A 24,063-nucleotide genomic window follows, 5' to 3' on the forward strand; every position below is an offset into this window, starting at 1 on the left:
ATGTTTCGTGTTTGATAATGTGTGGATTCTTTTTTTATACAGGAAGACTAAAATAAATTGTGTTTTCTTTAGGAGGAAATAATTATGGCAGTAACAGGACAAGTAAAATGGTTTAACAACGAAAAAGGATTCGGTTTCATCGAAGTTCCAGGCGAAAACGATGTATTCGTACATTTCTCTGCAATCGAAACTGAAGGTTTCAAATCTCTAGAAGAAGGTCAAAAAGTTAGCTTCGAAATCGAAGATGGTAACCGTGGACCTCAAGCTAAAAACGTAATCAAACTATAATTTTATAGTTCATTATGGAAAAAGGATGGCTGCTGCCATCCTTTTTTTTGTTGTAATATACGAGCATAATGAGTATATTTGGGGGAAAAGTATATAAATGAAGTCATACTCGATGTTCGTAGTGGGAATAAAGAAGATCTACACAATACGATTGAAGAAATCTCATTCGCCCGTTTTAGATGAATAAGAAAAAATAGTCGGTTTTTTTGAGGACGAAGAAGAGTAAAAGGCTTTCCAAAATGGAAGGCCTTTTACTCTTCTTTTCCAATCTTTTTCTTCTCACGTTTCTTACATTCAGAGCATTTCGATTTACGAAAAGGCTTTGCGAAGAATAGTAGAATGAAAAACAAACCGAATATAATACTAGCTGAATTTTTCACGATCACAATGCTACTATTTTTCATTTGAATCGTTGGTTGCATTTCTTTTTCTTCCATAGTGGACCTCCATATATTGGATTTTTCTTTTAATTATAGCAAAGTTAATTGTCGTAATGATGCGAAATGAGGAAGCAGTTGTAAATATTTATAGGTAGTATAAATACATTTTATATAGGATTTTTATTATAAAATCACTATATTGTTAATTTATAATTTAAAAGATGTTTGATAAATGATAAATTATTGTAAAAAAGCGGAATCTGTAAACCATTTTCTTTTCATAGATGCTAAAATTATATATGCAGCTGCTAATATAAATGGAAAAAAGGAGACAGTAGAATATGGAAAGTAAAGTAGAACGCTATGTCGAAAACTATGTGGTAAATAAAAATACAATGGCCTTACTTCCTGTTATTCTAAGTGAAAAGAAAATCGTTACACGAGTTGTTGAGATGGAAGATTCTTTTTTTGTATTTCAAAAGCCCCTAGATATTATAGAAAGAAGTTGCCGCAAGCATGGCTCTAGTTTCTTAGGCAGAAAAGAAGGAACGAAAGAGTTAACTCATATTACACATAAAGCACCGATTGCGATTAGTCCGGCAGATCAACTTTATTTTTTCCCTACTTATTCTTACTCTAGAAAAGAATGCTCTTGGTTGTCTCAGTTTTATATTGAAAGTAATAAAGAGTTAAAAGATGGAAATGTTATTGTTAGATTTATAAATGGCTTTGCTGTGAAATTAGAAATATCAAAAAGTAGTTTTGAAAATCAACAAAATCGTACAGCGAAATTGCGTACTGAATATGAAGATCGTAGAAAAAAACAAGGAAACCCTTGTTTTAAAGAGATTGATCAAAGGGATGAATCGACATTAAGACCAGCTTATGAGAGAGTGTATGTTGTTAGAGAAGAGGATGTGTAAAAAGGATTTTAGAAGTAGTTTAAAAAATAGTATTGAGTCTTTTAATATATATATTAATATCGAAAGAGGTTATATCGATTTCGAATTATTGAATAAAAAATAGGTATTAAATATGAAAAAAGCAGCAAGTGCAGCGGGACCAGAAGCTAAACAAGCGTTGCTAGATTTCTTTGCTTTAGGAAGTATTTATTCTGCTTGTTTTGAATAATGATATAGGAGTGAAATATGACTATCATCAGTACGATTTTCTTCTTTAGTTTTTCAGTATTTTTTGTAATTCGTTACTTAAAATTAAAAAAGACATACGATTTATTAATGATATTTGTAAGCTTGTATGCAGGGATTATGAGTGTGGAATTAATAAGTTTAAGTAAAACGGTATCATATGTTTTAGATACCATAGTTATTGTTCTAGTAATAATTGCTGTAATTCTTTTTCTTAAAGATAAAAAGAATCATTAAATTTTATTATTAAAATTATATTGAAATTCAAAAAGAGTTTGACCCAAAAGTAGCTGAATAGCTACTCGGGTTAACCTCTTTTTTATTTATAGGGTGTATTGTTGATATAAAAACAGCATTATGCACAGCGAATTTATTTTTGAAAAGTACTGAGTGTCACTATGTATATTATTCCTTTTTAAATATTGTCGAATATTGAAAGATTATCATAGCGTAATAATGAAGGAATTCTAATGAAAGATATGGAAACTTAATAATTACATCTCCATATGTCGTATCTACCATTTCCTCTTTCATATAAGCAATGATACAGTAGAGGTAGTACTTAGAGTAAAGGGGTAAAGTGTAGAATGGATTTTCAGACAATCAAAGAGTATTTTTCACCAGAAAATATGGATCATATTGTTGAAAGCTATAAAGCGTTCGGACCACTTCTTGGTATTGGTTTACCGATGATAGAAGCGTTGATTCCGGCATTGCCACTCATCGTATTTGTACTGGCGAATGCTGTTGCATTTGGGTTTTGGCTCGGTTTTCTTTATTCTTGGCTTGGATCAGTAATGGGCGCCTTACTTGTCTTTTTCATTATCCGCCATTTTGGCCGAAGTCGTTTCTTTTCTTTTGTAAATAAGCATGAGAGAGTACGAAAGGCAATGGGGTGGATTGAAAGGAAAGGGTTTGCGCCAATTTTCGTCATATTTTGTTTTCCGTTTACACCGTCTGCGCTTATAAATGTTGTTGCTGGTTTATCTCGCATTAGTGTAAAGCAGTTTGGACTTGCGCTCGCGTTCGGAAAGCTTGTGATGATTTTTATTTTAACGTATATCGGTCATGATTTAATGTCATTTATTCATAATCCGGTGAAATCAGTCATTGTAGCAATTGCTATTTTTATTTTATGGTATGTCGGTAAGAAAATCGAAGTAAAGTTAGAACTACATTAAGAATAGTCTTCTTTATTCAGCTATTTGAGGGTAGTAAAACTCCCACCTCAAAATTCGGTTGGATAGGTGAGAGCCTTGTTGCTCGTAAATGCTGGATTGGTGCGGCTGATAAGGAGTGGGATGAACAAAACTCCCGCCGATTCAGTTTCACTTTATAAATGCAGGCTTCATTATTAAAGGATAAGGGGAGAAGCTGATGAAGAAAACTTTGAAAAAAGAAGGCATAGAGTGGATACGAACAATTTTAATTGGTGTATTATTAGCTGTATTTTTTCGAACGTTTTTCTTTTCAACGTACGTTGTAGAGGGGAAGTCAATGATGCCGACATTGCAAGATGGCAATATGCTCGTTGTAAATAAGGTGAGTTATCAAGTAGGGGACTTGAACAGGTTTGATGTTGTTGTATTTCATGCGAATAAAAAAGAGGACTACGTAAAACGAATTATCGGTTTACCTGGGGATCAAATTGAATATAAGCATGATAAACTGTATATAAACGGACAATTCGTGGATGAACCTTATTTAGAGACATATAAGAAAGAGATAAATGGACGACAACTGACGGGTGATTTTAAACTAGAAGAGTTAACGAAAGAAAATTCGGTGCCGCCTGGATATATTTTTGTAGTAGGTGATAATCGCCTCGGGAGCTGGGATAGTAGACACTTTGGATTTGTAAAAGCTGATACAGTTGTCGGTAAAGTTGATTTACGATATTGGCCAATTCAAGAGGTGCAAACGAATTTTTCAAAAGGTTGATATAATAGGTAGAAGTATAGAAAAAGACAAACTACTCTGTTTGTCTTTTTTCGTGTACTATAATACAATTATAGTAGCAAACTAACGTTCGTTATGTAAGTGAAAGGTGGGGTTACATGTCACTTCGATTTGTAATTGGTAGAGCGGGAAGTGGAAAAAGTACACTTTGTTTACACGAAGTGCAGGAAGAGTTAAAGCAACGCCCAAGAGGGAAAACAATATTATATCTTGTGCCAGAACAGATGACATTCCAAACGCAGCAGGCGTTAATTGGTAGTGAGGATGTAAGAGGTTCTATTCGGGCACAAGTTTTTAGTTTTTCACGATTAGCGTGGAAGGTACTGCAAGAAGTTGGTGGAGCGAGTCGTCTTCACATTGATGAAGCGGGCGTACATATGTTACTTCGTAAAATTGTAGAGTCTCGTAAAGATGGATTATCGGTGTTCCAAAAAGCAGCGGAGCAAAACGGTTTCTTTGAACATCTTGGCAGTATGATTGCGGAGTTTAAACGTTACAACGTGACGCCATCTAACGTATATGAAATGTGGCAACAATTAGATGCGCATAGTAGCAGTGCAGAACAAAAGCTATTAGCGAATAAAGTGTATGATTTACAACTATTATATGATGATTTTGAACGTGCTTTAATCGGAAAATATTTGGATTCAGAAGACTACCTACAATTGCTAGTCGAAAAGCTTCCACAGTCTGAATATGTAAATGGGGCTGAAATTTATATAGATGGATTTCATTCATTTTCACCGCAAGAACTAGAAATTGTAAGACAGCTTATGATTTGCGGTGCGCGAGTTACGATCACGTTAACGATAGATGAAAAAACGTTAGCACAGCCAGTAAATGAACTAGATTTATTTTATGAAACGACGTTAACGTATGAAAAAATAAAGCAAGTGGCGCGTGAAGAGAAGATAGAAATTGAAAAAACGATTCCACTTATGGAACAACCGCGTTTTCATTCGCAAGCATTAGCGCATTTAGAAACGCATTACGAAGCACGTCCAAATGAAAAGTTTCACGGAGAAGCAAGTGTAACGATTAGTACAGCAGCGAATTTACGAGCTGAAGTAGAAGGTGTTGCCCGTGAAATTCGTAGACTTGTGGCAGATGAAGACTATCGTTACCGAGATATTGCAGTCCTTCTTCGTAACGGAGAAAGTTATTACGATGTGATGCGAACGCTATTTACAGATTATAATATCCCGCATTTCATCGATGAAAAACGCCCGATGTCACATCATCCGCTAGTAGAATGCATTCGTTCTGCACTCGAGATTATTAGCGGAAATTGGCGTTATGATGCAGTGTTCCGCTGCGTGAAAACAGAGCTTTTATATCCACTAGACGTAAGAAAAGAAACGATGCGCGAAGAGATGGATGAGTTTGAAAACTACTGTTTAGCGTACGGTGTACAAGGGAAGAGATGGACTTCTGAGGATCCGTGGATGTATCGCCGCTATCGTTCTCTTGACGATACAGACGAGATGATTACAGACAGTGAACGTGAAATGGAAGAGAGAATAAATCGACTGCGCGACGTTGTAAGAACGCCTGTTATTCGTATGCAAAAAAGGCTGAAGCGAGCGGGGACAGTTATGCAAATGTGCGAAGCTGTTTATTTATTTTTAGAAGAGCTAGACGTTCCGAAAAAACTAGAAGCATTACGTATTCGTGCAGAAGAGAGCGGAGATTTCTTATTTGCGACAGATCATGAGCAAGTATGGGAAGAAGTAATGAGTCTTCTTGATACGTTCGTTGAGATGCTTGGCGAAGAGAAAATGTCACTTTCTATGTTCACAGACGTTATGTCGACAGGTCTTGAGGCGCTTCAATTTGCAAACATTCCGCCGTCATTAGACCAAGTGTTAATTGCTAATATTGATCGTTCTAGATTATCAAATGTGAGAGCAACATTTGTCATTGGCGTGAATGAAGGAGTTATTCCGGCAGCACCGATGGATGAAGGGATGCTTTCTGATGAGGAAAGAGATGTTCTTAGTGTTGCAGGTATCGAATTAGCACCAACGACGAGACAAACCTTATTAGAAGAACAGTTCGTTATGTACCAAATGGTAACGAGAGCAACTGAGAAATTATATATTTCATGCCCGCTTGCAGATGAGGAAGGGAAGACATTACTTGCGTCTAGCTTTATTAAGAAAATAAAAAGAATGTTCCCTGATGTGAAAGATACATTTATTACAAATGACGTAAATGATTTATCACGTTCGGAACAAATTTCATACGTAGCAACGCCAGAAGTAACGTTGTCATATGTTATGCAGCAACTTCAAACGTGGAAGCGATATGGATTTGAAGGGAATTTAGATTTTTGGTGGGATGTATATAACTTCTACGTAACTTCAGATGAATGGAAACAAAAAAGTAGCCGCGTATTATCAAGTTTATTCTACCGAAATCGTGCGCAAAAGCTAAGTACAGTTGTAAGTAGAGATTTATATGGAGATAAAATAAAAGGAAGCGTATCTCGTATGGAACTATTTAACCGTTGCGCATATGCTCATTTCGCGCAGCACGGTTTATCGTTAAGAGAGCGTGACATTTTCAAATTGGATGCGCCAGATATCGGGGAACTATTCCATGCAGCGCTGAAGAGAATTGCAGACAGGCTATTACGTGAAAACCGTACTTGGGCGGATTTATCAATAAAAGAGTGTGAGCATCTTTCGGCTGTAGTAATAGAAGAGATTGCACCGTTATTACAAAGACAAATTTTATTAAGTTCAAATCGTCATTTCTATTTAAAACAAAAACTACAACAAATCATTTTCCGTACATCAATCATTCTTCGTGAACATGCGAAGTCAAGTGGTTTCGTACCAGTTGATTTAGAAGTGCCATTCGGTATGGGCGGTACAGGATCGCTTCCGCCGATGGAATTCTCATTACCAAATGGCGTGAAGATGGAAGTAGTTGGCCGTATTGACCGTGTTGATAAGGCAGAAGATGAAAACGGGACGTTCCTACGTATTATTGACTATAAATCAAGCTCAAAAGCGTTAGACTTAACAGAAGTATATTACGGATTAGCACTTCAAATGTTAACGTATTTAGATGTTGTTACTTCAAATGCACATACGTGGATGAAAAAGGGAGGTACTGCATCACCGGCTGGTGTACTGTACTTCCATATTCATAACCCGATCGTTGAGATGAAGGGTGACGCATCTGAAGCAGAAATTGAGAAAGAGATTTTAAAGAAATTTAAAATGAAAGGACTCGTACTAGGAGATGCTGATGTTGTTCGTTTAATGGATAACAAACTTTCAACAGGAAGCTCTGATATTATTTCTGCTGGTTTGAAAAAAGACGGTAGCTTTAGTGCGCGTTCGAGTATTGCAAGTGAACAAGAGTTTAACGTACTTCAACAATATGTACACCATACGTTTGAAAATATCGGAAAAGACATTACAGAAGGCGTTATCGATATTGCTCCTTATAAGAAGGGGAATAAAGCGGCGTGTACGTTCTGTAACTTCAAATCTGTTTGTCAGTTCGATGAATCACTTGAAGATAACCAGTTCCGTACGCTAAAAGATATGAAAGATAGCGAAGCGATGGAGAAAATTAGAGAGGAGGTTGGCGGAGAATGATTGAAAATTGGCCTAAAAAACCAGAAGGCAGTCAGTGGACGGATGACCAGTGGAAAGCGGTTGTAGCGAACGGACGTGATATTTTAGTTGCGGCAGCAGCTGGATCAGGGAAAACAGCAGTATTAGTTGAACGTATTATTAAAAAGATTATAAATGAAGAAAACCCAGTCGATGTCGACCGCCTGCTCGTTGTAACATTTACGAATGCAGCGGCGCAAGAGATGAAAAACAGAATTGGGGAAGCGTTAGAAAAGGTATTAATTGATGAGCCAGGATCGCAGCACGTAAGAAAGCAGCTTAGCTTATTAAATAAAGCTTCTATTTCGACGATCCATTCCTTTTGTTTACAAGTAATTAGAGGATACTATTACATGCTTGATGTGGATCCTCGTTTCCGCATTGCGAATCAAACGGAAAATGAACTGTTAAAAGAAGAAGTATTAGATGACATATTAGAAGAAGAGTACGGAATTGAAGATAATAGTATTTTCTTTGAACTCGTTGATCGTTATACGAGTGACCGTAGTGATGATGACTTACAGCGTATGATTTTAGCGCTTCATACAGAATCAAGAGCGCATCCAAATCCGGAAAAATGGCTCGATAAATTAGTAGAAGCATACGACGTGGAAGGAAAGACAATTGAAGATTTAGTGTACGCTTCTTACTTATTAGAAGATGTGAAATTCCAGCTTGAAACAGCAGAGGCACATATTCGTAAAGCGACTGAACTCGCAATGCTTCCTGACGGTCCGGCGCCCCGCGTTGAAACACTGCAAGCTGATGCAGTTTTACTTGGAACGTTGTCATCAGCAGCATGTAAATCGTGGACAAGCGTTTATGAAGCGATGCAAAACGTATCGTGGCAAACGTTAAAGCGTATTAAGAAAAGTGATTACAACGAGGATGTTGTAAAACAAGTAGACTCTCTTCGTAATAAAGCGAAAGATGAAGTGAAAAAATTACAAGAAGAGTTATTTAGCCGCAGACCTGAAAGTTTCTTACGAGATTTTCAAGACATGCATCCTGTATTAGAAAAACTCGTACAGCTTGTAAAAGTATTTACAGAGCGTTTCCAAGCGATGAAGCGTGATAAAGGAATGGTCGATTTCACAGATTTAGAGCATTTCTGCTTACAAATTTTAAGTGAACAAAGTGAAAGTGGTGAAATGAAGCCATCAGCAGTAGCACTTCAATATCGTAATAAATTTGCTGAAGTACTAGTTGATGAATATCAAGATACGAACTTTGTGCAGGAATCCATTATTAAATTCGTAACGAAAGATTCTGAGAGTGAAGGGAACTTGTTCATGGTAGGTGACGTGAAGCAGTCGATCTATCGTTTCCGACTAGCAGAACCAGGCCTGTTCCTAGGAAAGTATAAACGCTTTACGCAAGAAGGATTAGGCGGCGGAATGAAGATAGACTTAGCGAAAAACTTCCGTAGCCGTCATGAAGTGTTAGCAGGTACGAACTTTATTTTTAAACAAATTATGGGTGAAGAAGTCGGAGAAATCGACTACGATGCAGACGCTGAATTGAAGCTAGGTGCTACCTATCCAGAAGGTGAAGATGTAGCGGCAGAACTACTATGCATTCAGCAAACGGAAGAAGAGGTAATAGACGGAGAAGAAGGTGCGGAAGTAGAAAAAGCACAACTTGAAGCTCGCCTTATGGCGCAGCGTATTAAAGCGATGGTTGATTCAGGTTATGAAGTGTATGATCGTAAAACAGATAGTATGCGCCCTGTACAATACCGTGACTTCGTTATTTTACTTCGCTCTATGCCGTGGGCGCCGCAAATTATGGAAGAGTTAAAGCTGCAAGGAATTCCAGTATACGCTGATCTTGCGACTGGTTACTTTGAAGCGACAGAAGTAAATATTATGATGAACGTATTCCGCGTGATCGATAATCCGATGCAAGATATTCCGCTTGCCGCCGTACTTCGTTCACCAATCGTTGGGTTAAATGATGAGGAACTTGCGACGCTTCGTGCTCACGGGAAGAAAGGTTCGTTTTATGAAGTAATGAGCACATTCTTAAAAGGGGCACCACTTGAAGAAGAGCAAGAACTACATGATAAATTAGAGTGGTTCTATAACTTACTGCAAGGATGGCGTGAATTCGCGCGTCAACAGTCACTTTCTGATTTAATTTGGAAAGTGTACGGTGAGACAGGTTATTACGACTTTGTTGGCGGTTTACCAGCCGGAAAGCAAAGGCAAGCAAACCTGCGTGTACTATATGACCGCGCAAGACAATATGAAGCAACATCGTTTAGAGGATTATTCCGCTTCTTACGCTTTATTGAGCGTATTTTAGAACGCGGTGATGATATGGGAACTGCGAGAGCTTTAGGTGAACAAGAAGATGTCGTTCGTATTATGACGATTCATAAAAGTAAAGGACTTGAGTTCCCAGTCGTATTTGTAGCGGGACTAGGTCGTCGTTTTAATACACAAGATTTAATGAAACGTTTCTTACTGCATAAAGACTTCGGTTTCGGTTCACAATTTATCAATCCTCGTAAACGAATTAAATATACGACATTATCGCAACTAGCAATTAAGCGTAAAATGAAAATGGAATTAATCGCGGAAGAAATGCGCGTGTTATACGTAGCGTTAACGCGTGCGAAAGAGAAATTAATTTTAATTGGAACGGTTAAAGATGCCAATAAAGAAATGGAAAAATGGCTCGATGCAAGGGAGCATAGTGAATGGTTATTACCAGACCATATACGTGCCGGAGCGTCTTGTTATTTAGACTGGATTGCACCTTCATTATATAGACATCGTGATAGTGAAATGCTTCTTGAATTAGGACAAGGAAGCATTCCAGGTGAAATTTATGAATATGACACGAACTGGAAAGTAGAAGTTGTTGACGGCAAAACGTTACTTGCACCAGAACCGGTTCAAGAAGAGAAACAAGAATTACTAGAAGCACTTCGTGAGAAAAAAGCTGTTCCGCTACAAAGTGAACGGAAAGAAGAAGTGTACGACAGATTAATGTGGAAGTACGGATATGAGGAAGCAACATCTCACCGTGCGAAACAGTCTGTTACAGAAATAAAGAGAAACTACCAATCAGAAGAAGGTAGCGATAATGCTTTTATTAAAAAACTGCGTGCACCAATTAAAACGCGTCCTCGTTTTATGGAGAAAAAAGGATTGACGTACGCAGAGCGTGGGACAGCAGTCCATGCTGTTATGCAACATGTAGATTTGAAGAAACCAATTACGATTGAAGTTCTTCAAGAGCAAATTGCCGGAATGGTAAATAAGGAATTATTAACATTCGAACAAGCAGAAGAAATAGCAATTAAAAAAGTGATTTCATTCTTTGACAGTGACCTAGGTAAAAGGGTATTAGCGGCGAAAAGTGTTGAGCGTGAAGTACCATTTACGATGATGCTTGCAGCAGAAGAGGCGTATCAAGATTGGCAAGGTAAGAGTGATGAAACAATTCTTGTCCAAGGGGTTATCGACTGCATGATTGAAGAGGAAGATGGTATCACCTTAATCGACTTCAAAACGGATACGATTGAAGGGAAGTTCCCAGGCGGATTCGATCAAGCGAAACCGATTTTAGAAGATCGATATAAAGTACAGCTTTCGTTATATGCAAAGGCGCTTGAAAAAAGCTTGCAACATCCTGTGAAAGAGAAATGCTTATATTTCTTTGATGGCAATCATGTTGTCAAAGTTGAGGAATAGAGGGACTTGAAAATGGCAATGGAAAAAACGTTAAGAACTTGTGAACAGGGACATGAGTATTATAAAAGTAGCGATTGTCCAACTTGCCCAGATTGTGAGAAAGAAAAGAAACCTAAAACAGGATTTCTTTCACTTCTGTCATCACCAGCACGAAATGCTCTGCAACATCATGGAATTCACACTATAGAAGAACTCTCAAAATACAGTGAAAAAGAGATTTTAAAACTACATGGTATGGGTCCAGCATCTTTGCCAAAGCTTAGAAAGGCTTTGGAGGAGAGAGGATTATCATTTAAATAAAATGAAACAGTAAACAGTGGAGTTTTTTGATAATCTTGAATGAGATAAAAAAAAAGTAGGAGAATATCTCCTACTTTTTTTACGCTGTTCCGATCTGATCTTGATCGGCCACATCAGAATCAAACGTATTTGTTGCGCTAACGCCGCTAAAAGTGTTCACGACAAATCCAACATTGGAAGCTCCAGATCCATTATACGCTTTCGTGTTTTCTTTCGGAGATACGTTATAAAAATCTCCTAAATTGAAAGATCCATTACTGTTTTGAACGACAAGGTTTCCAACAACAGAAGGCATACCATCCACCTACTTTTCTAAGCTTTTTAATTACTATATGAATTATTGTGCGGAAGGTTCATCCGTAATATATTGGCGGATTTGCATAATACGAGAGTTATTAAAAACATAATCAACATTTCCAATTTGAAAGCAACCAGAATTTAAAAGTGTTCGCAATTCAACATTGTTTACTTCAATAAAAGGGCATTCATTTACAATGTTTAATTTTACATCTGTCGTTCGTTTTGGGATTGTGATGTGTTCATCTGTAAAGATTTCAAATGCGTCTAAGCGGCCTTCGTCTTTTATATAACAAGGAATTTCCCTATGGACGGCAAGAGCTCTACTTTTTAATTCCATTTGATTGGCATCTCCAACTTGAAATACGGCACTAATCCCTAAAGAAATAATAGAAACATTTTGGACAACAGACACATGATGTAACATAGTTTCTCAGTCTCCTTAACCTGGAGTAGGAGGGACATCTGTGACTAATGGTACAAATGGACCCTCTGTAACAGTTTCAAATGGTGTATCAAGAATAGAAGATAGTATGAGGAAATTTGCATCCCCAATTAAAAAGAGTGCGGACGACGATACGCCGTTCATTTTAATCTGGCCAACTTTTAATTCGCGATTTACAACGTTAAGATTCATACATACTTACTCCTTTCGGAAATTGCCCGGTATGTGTTGAATAAAAGAGAGGAAAGCTTTGTCGATATCATGTTTCATCGCTTGAATAATGATATCTCGTAAATAATCTGGATCTGTTGAAATTCCTTCATAGGATTGCGTTTGTGATAAATAATAAGGAAGTCTATGCTCCATCTGTTTTTTTATGTCATCAACCATCATTTGTCGATACATTTCATCAAGCGGCGTTCTCTCTTCTTGTTCAAAATGGAGAATTCGATTATATGCTTCTTCATCTAAGTAACGATGCATTTCTTGAAGGATGCCTTGGTAAAAATCTGGGTTTGTATCTGTTTCAGGATTTACTTTTAATGTTTCTGTATCCACTTGGAAATCTTCAATTTGCTGTCCTTTTGCTGAAAACGGATTTAAACCGATATTTAAAGTACCATTTAAATTTTCTACTTTTAATTGATCGAATTTGTATTCCACTTTTCCTACAGAAGAGGAGGGGCGATTTTTTAATTCGTTAAGCTCTTCTTGGAGTTGGCGAACTTGATCTTCTAGGTTAAGGATGGTTGCTTGTTGTGCTTGAAGAGCTTGTTGAAGTTGGTGTAAGTAAGTATATATATCTTGATTCATTTTGTGAAACCTCCTTTTCAGTAGGGAGGGTAAAAATATTCCTGCTATATATTTATGACAAGGATGTCTTAAGAAGAACTAGTTGATGGTTTGATAGAAATAATTTGTCCTTTCGCCTGCAATGGGCGAAGGGGCTCTGTAAATCCACCGCTATTTGAGAATTTAGATAGAGCTTTAATACTTCCTGCAGTACCAATTTGGAATACAGAAGAGGTTGTAATGCTATCAATTCTAATGCTATTAATGATGATGCTTTGGTTTACATAAAAATTCAATGCAATCGCCTCCTCTAAGTTGAACCAATTATCGCTTGATCAATTACATCTGAATCATTGACAGTCGTTGCGCTTTGATAATTGTAGACAGAAACGTTATCTCCAACATTAAAAGAGCCGGCCCCAGCAAAAGCGCGTGAATAACTAATAGGCCTAATCGCAAATACATCTCCAATATGAAAAATACCACTTGATCCAATATTGACGATACGAATATGTCCGACCATAGCTGGCATACAAAACACCTTTCGTTTTTAAAATTTTCTTTTCTACTATTGTATGGGCGTTTTCAATAAAATGTGTTTTTTTTTATAAAAGAAACACACACGTTATTGCGTGTGTGTATTGAGTGTTTGATTAGGGTGAAAATCCGTATGTACATGCCAAATTACATTTAAGAGCCTGTCCAGTTCTTGGCTACAATCCACTGTTTTTTGAGAAGTCATTCCGTAGCGTTCAGCAAAATAAATCATTTTTTCACGTTTTTTTTCAATCGCTTGCTCAAACATTGAAATCGGCTCCATCTCTAAATGAAATTTTTAGTATATATGTAGTACATATTATACAAAAAACCAATAAAAAAGAAACACCTTCGCTAAAAAAAGTAAAATTTCTACATTTTATGCCAAATATAAAGGGGTAACGAATAGAATATGAGAAGAATATTGTAAAAATTAGCGTGCATGAGAAGGTTTTTTTCTGACGGATGCGAATACAATTAAAGGTCATGAGTTTTAGGATGGAGAGTGGAAATATTGCGTTTGGTAACGGCGAAAAAAGATGAAAAGGTATTTGTAGGTATTGTGGATGAAGAGGAAGAAAAGGTATTGCATGTAAGAGAAGCGCAAAGACAAAAAGGGGAAAAGGTTACGATTCCGATTACAATGTTAGAGTGTATTGAAAGAGGAACCGAATGCTTTGAAAAAATATGTGATATTGTAAATTGGGCGAAGGAAAATGAAGGGGCGGCGTATTATCCGTTAACTGAGGTGAAAATATTAGCACCAATTCCAAGGCCAAGGAAGAATATTCTTTGCGTTGGAAAGAACTATCGTGAGCATGCGATAGAAATGGGTGGAGTAGAGTCAATTCCAGGAAATATAATGATCTTTACGAAAGCGCCAACGACAGTTATTGGAATGAATGAAAAAATTAATAGTCACCCCCACGCAACGAATGAACTAGACTATGAAGGAGAACTAGCTATCGTCATTGGTAAGCGAGGGAAACAAATAAAAAAAGAAAAAGCGCTTGAGCATGTTTTTGGTTACACCATTATAAATGATATAACTGCTCGCGACATTCAAAGGAAACATAAACAATTTTTTCTTGGAAAAAGTTTCGATACATTTTGTCCGATGGGACCGTATCTAATTCATAAATCAATGGTTGAAGCGCCAAATGCGTTACACATTGAAACAATAGTAAATGGGGAAGTAAGACAAACTTCAAATACAAATAAAATGATTTTTTCAATAGAAGAAATCATTTCAACGATAAGTAAAGGAATGACGTTAGAGCCAGGCGATATTATCGCAACAGGAACGCCAGCTGGTGTCGGAAAAGGTTTCACACCACCGAAGTTTTTGCATGCGGGTGATGAAGTGGTCATTACAGTAGAAGGAATTGGTACTTTGCGAAATGTAGTGAAATGAAAAAAGAGCTATCTTGTGAAAAGATAGCTCTTTTCTATGGTCTTGGGTGATAGAGGTAATCGATAACCGAAAAAGTATAAAGACCGACGAATGCAAGTGTACAAATACCAAATAGTATAACCGTAAGTGCGCTTTTTTCTCGTCCAAAACCAATGATAGTAAGGGTAACAGCAGTCCAAAATGATGCTTTCAGTAGTGTGAATGTAGTAGAAGTTGAGTAGTGACTAAGCAATGTTACGGAAAGGAGGAAGCCAAAGAATGTAACTAAAATAAAAGATGTAGCTAAATAGTTAATATGTTTACCATACCTTAATAACATATCGCACCTGCTTTCTAAAATAAAATACAGAAAATTGCAATTTCATTTTAGTATAAATCAATATAAAAAGAAAGAGGTTGTCCAAACATGTAGGACAACCTCTCTATTATTATGATAATACAGCTTTAATTTTTTGGAACGCCCACTCTAAATCTTCTTCAGAGATTACTAGAGGTGGTGCGATACGAATTACATTTTCGTGTGTTTCTTTACATAATAGCCCAGCTGCTTTTAATTGTTCACAGTAAGGACGAGCTGGCTCGTTTAATTCGATACCGATGAATAAGCCTTTACCACGAATGTCAGTAATCATTGGGTTATCAATTTCTTTTAATTGCCCAACTAATTTTTCACCTAATTGAAGAGAACGCTCTGTTAATTTTTCTTCTTCTAACACTTCAAGAGCTGCGATAGAAACAGCACATGCAAGTGGATTACCACCAAATGTAGAACCGTGAGAACCTGGCTCGAATACGCCTAAAATGTCGCGGTTTGCTGCTACACAAGAGATTGGGAATACGCCGCCACCAAGTGCTTTACCAAGTATGTACATGTCAGGAGTTACACCGTCCCAGTCACAAGCAAATACTTTACCAGTACGGCCTAAGCCAGTTTGGATTTCATCTGCTACAAATAAAACGTTTTCTTTTTTACATACTTCAAGAGCTTCTTTTAAGAAACCAGCTGGTGGGATGTTAATTCCTGCCTCACCTTGGATAGGCTCTAAAATGAATGCAGCTGTGTTTGGTGTAATAGCAGCTTTTAACGCTTCTAAATCACCGTAAGGAATTACAACGATGCCAGGAAGCATTGGACCGAATCCACGCTTGTACTCTTCGTTTGAAGACATAGAAACAGCACCCATTGTACGTCCGTGGAAGTTATCTTCACAAACGATAATTTCAGCACGATTTGCTTCTACTTTCTTCACATCATAAGCCCAGCGGCGAGCTGTTTTAATTGCAGTTTCAACAGCTTCTGCACCTGTATTCATTGGAAGTACCATTTCTTTATTAGTTAGTTTCGCAACTTTTTCGTACCAAGGACCTAATTGATCGCTATGGAAAGCACGAGAAGTTAACGTAACACGATTAGCTTGGTCAATTAAAGCGTTAATAATTTTTGGGTGACGATGACCTTGGTTTACTGCAGAATATGCACTTAATAAGTCCATATAGCGATTTCCTTCAGGATCTTCTACCCAAACGCCTTCTGCTTTAGAAATAACGATCGGAAGTGGGTGATAGTTATTTGCTCCGTATGTGTCTGTAAGTTCGATAATATCCTTAGTTTGAATCATGATTGTTCCCCCTTTTGTTATTACAAGAAGTTTGTAAATACTCTAAATATTATATCATTTAAATGTAAAAAAGCGAAACATTTCCTGAAAATAAATGAACATGTTATCATATAGAGTGAAAAAGTGTGAAAAGAGGAGGTAGGGGATACGATGGTACATATGCATATTACAGCATGGGCGTTAGGTTTAATTTTATTCTTCGTTGCGTATTCACTTTATTCAGCAGGAAGAAAAGGTAAAGGTGTACATATGGGGCTTCGTCTTATGTACATTATCATTATTGTGACAGGTTTCATGTTGTACATGGGTATTATGAAGACTGCAACAAGTAACATGCACATGTGGTATGGTTTAAAAATGGTAGCTGGTATTTTAGTTATCGGTGGAATGGAAATGGTTCTTGTAAAAATGAGCAAGAACAAAGCAACAGGGGCAGTTTGGGGACTATTTATTGTTGCATTAGTAGCAGTATTTTACCTTGGACTGAAATTACCGATTGGCTGGCAAGTATTCTAATAAAAAATAAAACCACCTTATAATCTCAAAGACTTGGGAGATAAGGTGGTTTTTTTTACTTTATGTTGCATCGATATGCAACTCTTCTCCGTTTACTTTCGTAAAACGAAACATGTTTTTATTTGACGTAGCGTGACGAACGAAATGGTGCTGCAATGTACAAATCATCTCTTCGTTATCAAATAAAAGAATATTTACTCCTTCGCATGCTTCCTCTTTCGGTAGGAAAGATAAATAATTATGACAATACATGCAATCATATAAAGAGTAATGAAGGGATTGCAATGATTCGGTTAATAATGTAAAGACAGAGTCAGGTAATTCCTCAAGCCATTCCGTATAGCTAAGAAGTAATTTTTTTCGAATTCGTATCATTTCTCCGTTTTGCAAATGGTGCTGTTCGTTGGCGATTTGTAGTACATCTTGTTCATAGAAACGAGCTGGTAGCCAGTTGTTGTTATATAAAATCTCAAATCCATCTTCGACAATATCTTCTAATAAAAAAGCTTCATCATTTTCATCATCAAAGAATACCCATTCATTGTTTATATATTCTACATTACCGACTGTATGAGCGCGTGGCTGGTTATATAAAATATGGTTACGTTGTATCATATATGATTTCTCCTTTATAAAAAGTAGTTATTTCTGTTATAGACAGTTCGGGCATTCTTTATAACTAGACACACCTAGACATAGGTGGGCATACAATAACACACGTTTTACTGAGTGAAAATGCTATTCCGTATGCGGATAGTACGTTATCTTCAAGTTTTTCATTTTTTTGATCCGCACCTCTAAGGTGTGGATTACTGCTCGTTTAGGAAAAGAAATAAGATGGAAGGATGATTCGTATGTGCGGGATTACAGGATGGGTGGATTATAAACGCTCATTAGAAGGAGAACGGGACGTCGTTACGAAGATGGCTGAGACGTTAGCAAAGCGTGGCCCGGATGATAATAAAGTTTGGATTAAAGGCAATGTCGCATTTGGGCATAAACGGTTAATCGTTGTTGATCCTGAGGGTGGTAAACAACCGATGACTTGTTTAAAAGATGAAACGAATTATGCAATTTGCTATAACGGTGAATTGTATAATACAGAAGATATTCGAAAGGAATTATTAAGAAGAGGATATACGTTCAAAGGTCATTCTGATACAGAGGTGCTATTAGCGTCGTATATTGAATGGAAAGAAGAATGTGTCGATCATTTAAACGGTATATATGCGTTTGCTGTATGGGATGAACAGAAGGAACAAGTATTTATTGCACGAGATCGACTAGGTGTAAAACCGCTATTTTATAAATATGATAGTGGGCGATTACTATTTGGTTCAGAGTTAAAAGCGATATTAGCGCATCCAGATGTGAAGGCAGAAGTAACGTTAGAAGGGTTATCCGAAATATTCGGCCTTGGACCGTCTAGAACACCTGGTCATGGCATTTATGCTGGTATAAAAGAATTACGTCCAGGGCATGCGATGACATTTTCAAAGAACGGTTTATGCATATGGAGATATTGGAATGTAGAAAGCAAAAAACATGAAGACTCCTTTGAAGAAACAGTAGAGAAAACACGCTTTTTATTACAAGATGCGATTACAAGGCAGCTCGTTTCTGATGTACCACTATGTACTTTTCTATCAGGTGGTGTAGATTCGAGCGCCATTACAGCGATTGCTGCGAAAGAATACGCAAAGTCAGGAAAAGGGCAATTACACACATACTCTGTTGATTATGAAGATAATGACAAATACTTTAAAGTGAATGCGTTTCAGCCGAATTCAGATGCGCCATTTATTCATTTGATGACTGAGACGTTTCAAACAAACCATCATCGCTGCGTCATTTCAAATGAACAATTAGCACAGTATTTAACAGAAGCGGTACTCGTTCGTGATTTGCCTGGTATGGCAGATATCGATTCCTCATTATTATGGTTTTGCCGCGAAATTAAACAAGATTTTGTCGTCGGTTTATCTGGGGAATGTGCAGACGAAATATTTGGTGGTTATCCGTGGTTTTATAGAGAAGATGATTTACAATCGAGTGCATTTCCGTGGATGCGCTCTACAGAAGCGCGTGAACAACTGCTAAAGAAAGAATGGAGAAATAAATTAAACTTACAACAATATGTACAGCAGCGTTATGAAGAATCTATTCAAGAAGTTCCTGTTTTAGAGGGAGAAAGCCCAATTGAAGCAAAGAGACGACAACTATTTTACTTGAACATGGTATGGTTTATGACAACATTATTAGACAGAAAAGACCGTATGAGTATGGGGGCAAGCTTAGAAGTACGTGTTCCATTTGCGGATCACCGACTTGTCGAATATGCGTGGAATATTCCTTGGGAAATGAAAATGTATAAAAACCGCGAAAAAGGTCTATTGCGTAAAGCGTTAGAAGGATTACTTCCAAATGACATCTTATATAGAAAGAAGAGCCCGTATCCGAAAACCCATAATCCGCATTATACAAAAGCGGTAACAGTATGGCTACAAGATTTATTAACAGATAAAGGCTCAATTTTGCACGAACTATTTGATAAAGAACAGCTGAGTGGATTAATTGAGTCAGGTGGCAGTGCATTTCAATCCCCTTGGTTCGGTCAATTAATGACTGGTCCGCAGCTTTTAGCTCATTTAGCGCAAATTCATGTTTGGTTTAAAGAGTATGGGGTAAATATTAAAGAATAGAAGAAAAGCGACTTGCATAAAAGTAAGTCGCTTTTCTATTAAATAAATTGTCATATAAAATTCAAAATCATATTAGAAATAATACTTATTTATAATAATTATTTTGACGTACTTATTATTAGTTGTTATAATTGGAAACAAATGTTCTTGAAAAAGATTCTCATTTATAAAATTGAGGTGTTATATAGATGATAAAGAAAAAAATAGGTTTACTCGTAATGGCGTATGGAACGCCAGAATCATTAGATGATGTAGAAGCGTACTATACACATATTCGCCACGGGCATAAACCTTCAGAAGAAGCACTCCAAGACTTAATCAGACGCTATAAAGCGATTGGCGGAATTTCACCACTTGCAAAAATTACGAAAGAGCAAACGCATAAATTAACAGATTCTATGAATAATATATTTACAGAGTATGAATTTACTTGTTACTTAGGATTAAAACATATTGCCCCATTTATAGAAGATGCAGTAGAAGAGATGAAGAAAGATGGAATTGAGCAGGCGATTAGTATCGTATTAGCACCGCATTATTCTACATTTAGCATTAAAGCATATAATGACCGTGCTATTCGTCTTTCGGAAGAAATTGGTGGGCCTGTTATTGAACCGATTGAACAATGGTACGATGAACCGAAGTTTATTTCGTATTGGGCAGAGCAACTAAAAGAAACATTTACAAAGATTGAAGATAAAGAGAAAGCAGTCGTAATTTTTTCAGCACATAGTTTGCCAGAGAAAATTATTGCAGCAGGGGACCCTTATGTGGAGCAATTGCAGCATACGGCAGATTTAATTGCGAAGGCTGCCGATATTCGAAACTATACAATGGGTTGGCAAAGTGCTGGAAATACGCCTGACCCATGGATTGGTCCGGATGTGCAAGATTTAACGAGAGGTTTATTTGAAAAGCATGGTTATGAATCTTTCGTATACTGTCCGGTTGGGTTTGTAGCAGAGCATTTAGAAGTTTTATATGACAATGATTACGAATGTAAAGTTGTAACTGATGAATTAAACGTGGCATATTTTAGACCAAATATGCCAAATTCACAATCTGTATTTATCGATTGCTTAGCTGAAATTGTTTCCAAAAAAATGAAGGAAATAGTTGACAAGAATTTAGTTTTGAATAATAATTAGTTTATAATAATTTTAAATAAATAATAATTACCATGAAAGAAAGAGGAGGATCCCCCTAGATGAATCCAAATAATCGCTTAACAACAAACCAAGGTGCTCCAGTTGGAGACAACCAAAATTCTCGTACAGCTGGTCGCCGTGGACCGGTATTATTAGAAGACTATCATTTAGTAGAAAAACTTGCGCACTTTGATCGTGAACGTATTCCAGAGCGTGTTGTGCATGCACGTGGTGCAGGTGCTCACGGTGTGTTCGTAACGAAAAACAGCATGAAGCAATATACAAAAGCAGCATTTTTACAAAATGAAGGAACTGAAACGCCTGTATTTGTTCGTTTCTCAACGGTTATTCATGGTCAAGGTTCTCCGGAAACAGCCCGTGATCCACGTGGGTTCGCTGTTAAATTTTATACAGAAGAAGGAAATTACGATATCGTAGGTAACCACTTACCAGTCTTCTTCATTCGTGATGCAATTAAATTCCCTGATATGGTGCATTCTTTAAAACCAGCACCTGATACAAATGTTCAAACACCAGATCGTTACTGGGATTTCATGACGTTAAGTCCGGAATCTACACATATGATGACGTGGGTATTTTCTGATTACGGTACACCAGCAAGCTATCGTGAAATGGAAGGTTTCGGTGTCCATTCATTTAAATGGATTAATGCAGAAGGTAAAATCGTCTACATTAAATATCACTGGAAACCACAGCAAAGTGTACGTAACTTAAGTGCAAAAGAGGTGCAAGAAGTACAAGGAAAAGACTTCAACCATGCAACTCGTGACTTGTTCGATGCAATCGAAAAAGGAAATTATCCGAAGTGGGATTTACATGTGCAAGTGATGCAACTAGATGAAACGGATTCTTTAGACTTTGATCCACTAGACCCAACGAAAGTATGGCCAGAAGATCGCTTCCCGTTAATTGAAGTAGGGACGATGACGTTAAATCGTAACCCGAAAAACTTCTTCGCTGAAGTAGAACAAGTGGCGTTCTCTCCAAGTGCAACTGTAAATGGTATTGAACCATCTGAAGATAAATTATTACAAGGTCGTTTATTCTCTTATCCAGATACACAGCGTTACCGTCTTGGTGCGAACTACTTACAAATTCCTGTAAACTGCCCGTACGCAGCTGTTCACAACCAACAACGTGATGGTGCGATGCAAATCAATCAAAACCCATCTACAATCAACTACGAACCGAGCCGTCATACTGAAAATCCAGTTGAAGACCCAACTTACCGCGATTCAACTATGAAAGTAGAAGGCTATGTATCTCGTGAAAAAATTGACAAACCAAATGATTTCAAACAAGCAGGTGAGCGTTACCGTTCATTCTCTAAAGAAGAGCAAGACAATTTAATTGCAAACTTAACAAATGACTTAAAAGACGTAAATGAGCGCACGAAATTACTAGCTATTTGTAACTTCTTCCGTGCAGATCACGATTACGGAATGCGTTTAGCGCAAGCTTTAAATGTTGATATTACGCAATATGTGGGAAATGCTCCGAAATAAGTAGGAAAAGACGACCGGGTTTCGGTCGTCTTTTTATGTGTAAAATAAGCTTTACACGGGGTGTTTTTCATTTTCGTCATGTCGGAATTTGTTGGTAAATCGATATTCTGTGTCGAAACGTCGATATAATGAAAGAATTGCTGATATATTTAAAAAATCGTCGATATATCCGAATAATCGTTGATATATTCATGAATATACCAACTAGGGTATACCACCGGCAGTATAATAAAAAGAGATGCAATCTACTACTAATAGATTGCATCTCTTTTTTTAGTTCACTCGCTCTGTATACTCATAAGCTTTCTCTCCGTGCATCGAAATATCAAGTCCCATATGTTCTTCGTGTTCATCTACCCGAACAGGGAGGAAGAAGTTAATCGCTTTAATAATGGCGTACGTCATTATGATCGTGAATGCATATGTTGCGCCGATTGCTACCAGTTGTTTAAATAGTAAAGCAGCGTTTCCGTAAAATAATCCGTTAGCGCCATCAGCATTTACAGTAGTAGTTGCAAAGAGTCCTGTTGCAATACCGCCCCAAGTTCCTCCGATGCCGTGACATCCGAATGCATCAAGTGTATCGTCGTACCCAAATTTCGTTTTTAAGAAGAAGACAGCACCGAAACATAATACGCCGCCAATTGCTCCGATAAGAAGGGCGGAGAAAGGTGTAACGAACCCGCAAGCTGGTGTAATAGCGACTAGACCGGAAACTACACCACAAGCAGCTCCCATCGCAGTCGGTTTTGATTGGAAGAACCATTCTGAAAGCATCCAAGTTAATGCAGAGGCAGCAGCGGCTATATTTGTATTAATAAATGCAGTTAAAGCTACGTCGTTTAAAGATAATGCACTTCCGACGTTAAAACCGAACCAGCCGAACCATAGTAAGCCTGCGCCTAACATTGTGAATGGTAAATGGTGAGGAGAAGTACCGTTTATGTTTTTTCGTTTTCCAAGGAAAATAGCTAATACAAGGCCGGCGACCCCAGATGTAATATGAACGACATTACCGCCAGCGAAGTCTAACGCGCCGAGTTCTCTTAGCCATCCGCCAACGCCCCATACCCAATGAGCGACAGGATTGTAAACGATTGTTGTCCATAGAAGGATGAAAATAAGGAAAGCAGAAAATCGCATTCTTTCGGCGAATGCACCTGAAATTAAAGCGGGAGTTAAAATGGCGAACATGAGTTGGAACATCATAAATAAATTGTGAGGAATAGTAGATGAGTAGTCTGGATTTGGTGCGTAGGTAACTCCGTTTAAACCGAACCAATCGAGTGTACCGATAAGTCCGTGCCAATCTGGTCCGAATGATAAAGAATAGCCGATCACAATCCACTGAATCGAAACGATAGCCATTGCACTATAACTATGCATTGTCGTACTGAGTACGTTTTTACTGCGAACCATGCCCCCATAAAAAAGTGCCAATCCTGGTGTCATTAACATGACCATTACTGTCGTTACAAACATAAAAACCGTATCTCCTGTATTCATTCTCTCTCCTCCTATGATGTTAGAAAAAATAACATCGATTTGTTATGTTTCATATCATATTCGAAATGAAATGAAAAATCAACTAAAAATTCAGGAAACTTTATACTTCATGTTAGAAAATCTAACATGAAGTATTTTGAGGGAATGAAA

24 protein-coding genes are annotated in these 24,063 nt (G+C 37.4%); 12 read left to right on the forward strand and 12 right to left on the reverse strand.

Annotated elements, in window-relative coordinates; translation table 11 throughout:
- Window positions 1–84: 84 nt before the first annotated feature.
- Complete coding sequence (gene cspA, locus QCI41_RS24020; RefSeq protein WP_000301521.1) at window positions 85–288, forward strand: RNA chaperone/antiterminator CspA; 204 nt, start codon at window positions 85–87, stop codon at window positions 286–288.
- A gap of 251 nt (window positions 289–539) precedes the next feature.
- On the opposite strand, the gene QCI41_RS24025 is transcribed toward cspA, so the two are convergent.
- Window positions 540–725 (reverse strand): hypothetical protein, encoded by a 186-nt coding sequence (locus tag QCI41_RS24025; RefSeq protein WP_000391438.1) that lies wholly within the window; start codon window positions 723–725, stop codon window positions 540–542.
- 284 nt (window positions 726–1,009) lie between these two features.
- Here QCI41_RS24025 and QCI41_RS24030 point away from each other — a divergent pair, with 284 nt between their 5' ends.
- From QCI41_RS24030 to QCI41_RS24060, 6 genes are all read left to right on the forward strand, one after another.
- On the forward strand, window positions 1,010–1,591 hold the full coding sequence (locus QCI41_RS24030; protein ID WP_000444423.1) for a competence protein ComK: 582 nt from the start codon (window positions 1,010–1,012) through the stop codon (window positions 1,589–1,591).
- A gap of 812 nt (window positions 1,592–2,403) precedes the next feature.
- The gene (locus QCI41_RS24040; protein WP_353836470.1) at window positions 2,404–2,997 is read left to right on the forward strand and encodes a TVP38/TMEM64 family protein; all 594 of its coding nucleotides are present in this window, start codon (window positions 2,404–2,406) and stop codon (window positions 2,995–2,997) included.
- 196 nt (window positions 2,998–3,193) lie between these two features.
- Window positions 3,194–3,757 (forward strand): signal peptidase I, encoded by a 564-nt coding sequence (gene lepB / locus QCI41_RS24045; RefSeq protein ID WP_000751908.1) that lies wholly within the window; start codon window positions 3,194–3,196, stop codon window positions 3,755–3,757.
- A 116-nt stretch (window positions 3,758–3,873) separates the two neighbouring features.
- Window positions 3,874–7,389, forward strand: coding sequence for a helicase-exonuclease AddAB subunit AddB (addB, locus tag QCI41_RS24050; RefSeq protein ID WP_353836469.1), 3,516 nt, complete (start codon window positions 3,874–3,876; stop codon window positions 7,387–7,389).
- Window positions 7,386–11,111 (forward strand): helicase-exonuclease AddAB subunit AddA, encoded by a 3,726-nt coding sequence (gene addA / locus QCI41_RS24055; RefSeq protein WP_353836468.1) that lies wholly within the window; start codon window positions 7,386–7,388, stop codon window positions 11,109–11,111. Before addB ends, addA begins: the two co-directional genes overlap by 4 nt.
- 12 nt (window positions 11,112–11,123) lie before the next feature.
- Window positions 11,124–11,411: an RNA polymerase alpha subunit C-terminal domain-containing protein gene (locus QCI41_RS24060; protein ID WP_353836467.1), complete on the forward strand. Its 288-nt coding sequence runs from the start codon at window positions 11,124–11,126 to the stop codon at window positions 11,409–11,411.
- Window positions 11,412–11,490: 79 nt separating this feature from the next.
- Here the strand turns inward: QCI41_RS24060 and gerPF are convergent, their stop codons facing one another.
- The 7 genes from gerPF to QCI41_RS24095 all read right to left on the reverse strand — a co-directional run bounded on the left by gerPF (window position 11,491) and on the right by QCI41_RS24095 (window position 13,750).
- Window positions 11,491–11,706 (reverse strand): spore germination protein GerPF, encoded by a 216-nt coding sequence (gene gerPF, locus QCI41_RS24065; RefSeq protein ID WP_001141570.1) that lies wholly within the window; start codon window positions 11,704–11,706, stop codon window positions 11,491–11,493.
- A gap of 42 nt (window positions 11,707–11,748) precedes the next feature.
- A complete protein-coding gene (locus QCI41_RS24070) occupies window positions 11,749–12,135 on the reverse strand; it encodes a spore germination protein GerPE (RefSeq protein ID WP_000902337.1) in 387 nt (128 codons plus the stop codon).
- A 15-nt stretch (window positions 12,136–12,150) separates the two neighbouring features.
- The gene (gene gerPD, locus QCI41_RS24075; RefSeq protein WP_001052804.1) at window positions 12,151–12,345 is read right to left on the reverse strand and encodes a spore germination protein GerPD; all 195 of its coding nucleotides are present in this window, start codon (window positions 12,343–12,345) and stop codon (window positions 12,151–12,153) included.
- A gap of 6 nt (window positions 12,346–12,351) precedes the next feature.
- Window positions 12,352–12,966 carry a spore germination protein GerPC gene (gene gerPC / locus QCI41_RS24080; RefSeq protein WP_001070746.1) on the reverse strand — a complete coding sequence of 205 codons (615 nt, stop codon included), beginning with the start codon at window positions 12,964–12,966 and terminating at the stop codon, window positions 12,352–12,354.
- 68 nt (window positions 12,967–13,034) lie between these two features.
- Window positions 13,035–13,241 (reverse strand): spore germination protein GerPB, encoded by a 207-nt coding sequence (gene gerPB / locus QCI41_RS24085; RefSeq protein ID WP_001012513.1) that lies wholly within the window; start codon window positions 13,239–13,241, stop codon window positions 13,035–13,037.
- A gap of 14 nt (window positions 13,242–13,255) precedes the next feature.
- On the reverse strand, window positions 13,256–13,477 hold the full coding sequence (gene gerPA, locus QCI41_RS24090; protein ID WP_001111187.1) for a spore germination protein GerPA: 222 nt from the start codon (window positions 13,475–13,477) through the stop codon (window positions 13,256–13,258).
- 93 nt (window positions 13,478–13,570) lie between these two features.
- The gene (locus QCI41_RS24095) at window positions 13,571–13,750 is read right to left on the reverse strand and encodes an aspartyl-phosphate phosphatase Spo0E family protein (RefSeq protein WP_000462847.1); all 180 of its coding nucleotides are present in this window, start codon (window positions 13,748–13,750) and stop codon (window positions 13,571–13,573) included.
- A 246-nt stretch (window positions 13,751–13,996) separates the two neighbouring features.
- Between QCI41_RS24095 and QCI41_RS24100 the strand changes: the two genes are divergently transcribed.
- The gene (locus QCI41_RS24100; RefSeq protein WP_353836466.1) at window positions 13,997–14,896 is read left to right on the forward strand and encodes a fumarylacetoacetate hydrolase family protein; all 900 of its coding nucleotides are present in this window, start codon (window positions 13,997–13,999) and stop codon (window positions 14,894–14,896) included.
- A 34-nt stretch (window positions 14,897–14,930) separates the two neighbouring features.
- On the opposite strand, the gene QCI41_RS24105 is transcribed toward QCI41_RS24100, so the two are convergent.
- Together QCI41_RS24105 and rocD are read right to left on the reverse strand one after the other, a co-directional pair.
- Complete coding sequence (locus QCI41_RS24105; protein WP_046956998.1) at window positions 14,931–15,215, reverse strand: hypothetical protein; 285 nt, start codon at window positions 15,213–15,215, stop codon at window positions 14,931–14,933.
- A 109-nt stretch (window positions 15,216–15,324) separates the two neighbouring features.
- A complete protein-coding gene (gene rocD, locus QCI41_RS24110) occupies window positions 15,325–16,515 on the reverse strand; it encodes an ornithine aminotransferase (RefSeq protein ID WP_060489299.1) in 1,191 nt (396 codons plus the stop codon).
- Between the two features lie 150 nt (window positions 16,516–16,665).
- Between rocD and QCI41_RS24115 the strand changes: the two genes are divergently transcribed.
- On the forward strand, window positions 16,666–17,031 hold the full coding sequence (locus QCI41_RS24115; RefSeq protein ID WP_000233492.1) for a YisL family protein: 366 nt from the start codon (window positions 16,666–16,668) through the stop codon (window positions 17,029–17,031).
- 60 nt (window positions 17,032–17,091) lie between these two features.
- On the opposite strand, the gene QCI41_RS24120 is transcribed toward QCI41_RS24115, so the two are convergent.
- Complete coding sequence (locus tag QCI41_RS24120) at window positions 17,092–17,646, reverse strand: DUF2777 domain-containing protein (RefSeq protein WP_000616070.1); 555 nt, start codon at window positions 17,644–17,646, stop codon at window positions 17,092–17,094.
- A 239-nt stretch (window positions 17,647–17,885) separates the two neighbouring features.
- Here QCI41_RS24120 and asnB point away from each other — a divergent pair, with 239 nt between their 5' ends.
- The 3 genes from asnB (at window position 17,886) to katB (ending at window position 22,407) form a co-directional block, all read left to right on the forward strand.
- Window positions 17,886–19,733, forward strand: a complete 1,848-nt coding sequence (gene asnB / locus QCI41_RS24125) for an asparagine synthase (glutamine-hydrolyzing) (protein WP_353836465.1) — start codon at window positions 17,886–17,888, stop codon at window positions 19,731–19,733.
- Between the two features lie 188 nt (window positions 19,734–19,921).
- The gene (gene hemH / locus QCI41_RS24130) at window positions 19,922–20,881 is read left to right on the forward strand and encodes a ferrochelatase (RefSeq protein WP_353836464.1); all 960 of its coding nucleotides are present in this window, start codon (window positions 19,922–19,924) and stop codon (window positions 20,879–20,881) included.
- A 59-nt stretch (window positions 20,882–20,940) separates the two neighbouring features.
- Window positions 20,941–22,407, forward strand: coding sequence for a catalase KatB (katB, locus tag QCI41_RS24135; protein WP_001069188.1), 1,467 nt, complete (start codon window positions 20,941–20,943; stop codon window positions 22,405–22,407).
- 273 nt (window positions 22,408–22,680) lie between these two features.
- On the opposite strand, the gene QCI41_RS24140 is transcribed toward katB, so the two are convergent.
- Window positions 22,681–23,913, reverse strand: coding sequence for an ammonium transporter (locus QCI41_RS24140; RefSeq protein ID WP_046957003.1), 1,233 nt, complete (start codon window positions 23,911–23,913; stop codon window positions 22,681–22,683).
- Window positions 23,914–24,063 lie beyond the last annotated feature (150 nt).

The sequence above is a fragment of the Bacillus cereus group sp. MG4 genome, assembly GCF_040460055.1.
Taxonomy (GTDB): domain Bacteria; phylum Bacillota; class Bacilli; order Bacillales; family Bacillaceae_G; genus Bacillus_A; species Bacillus_A wiedmannii.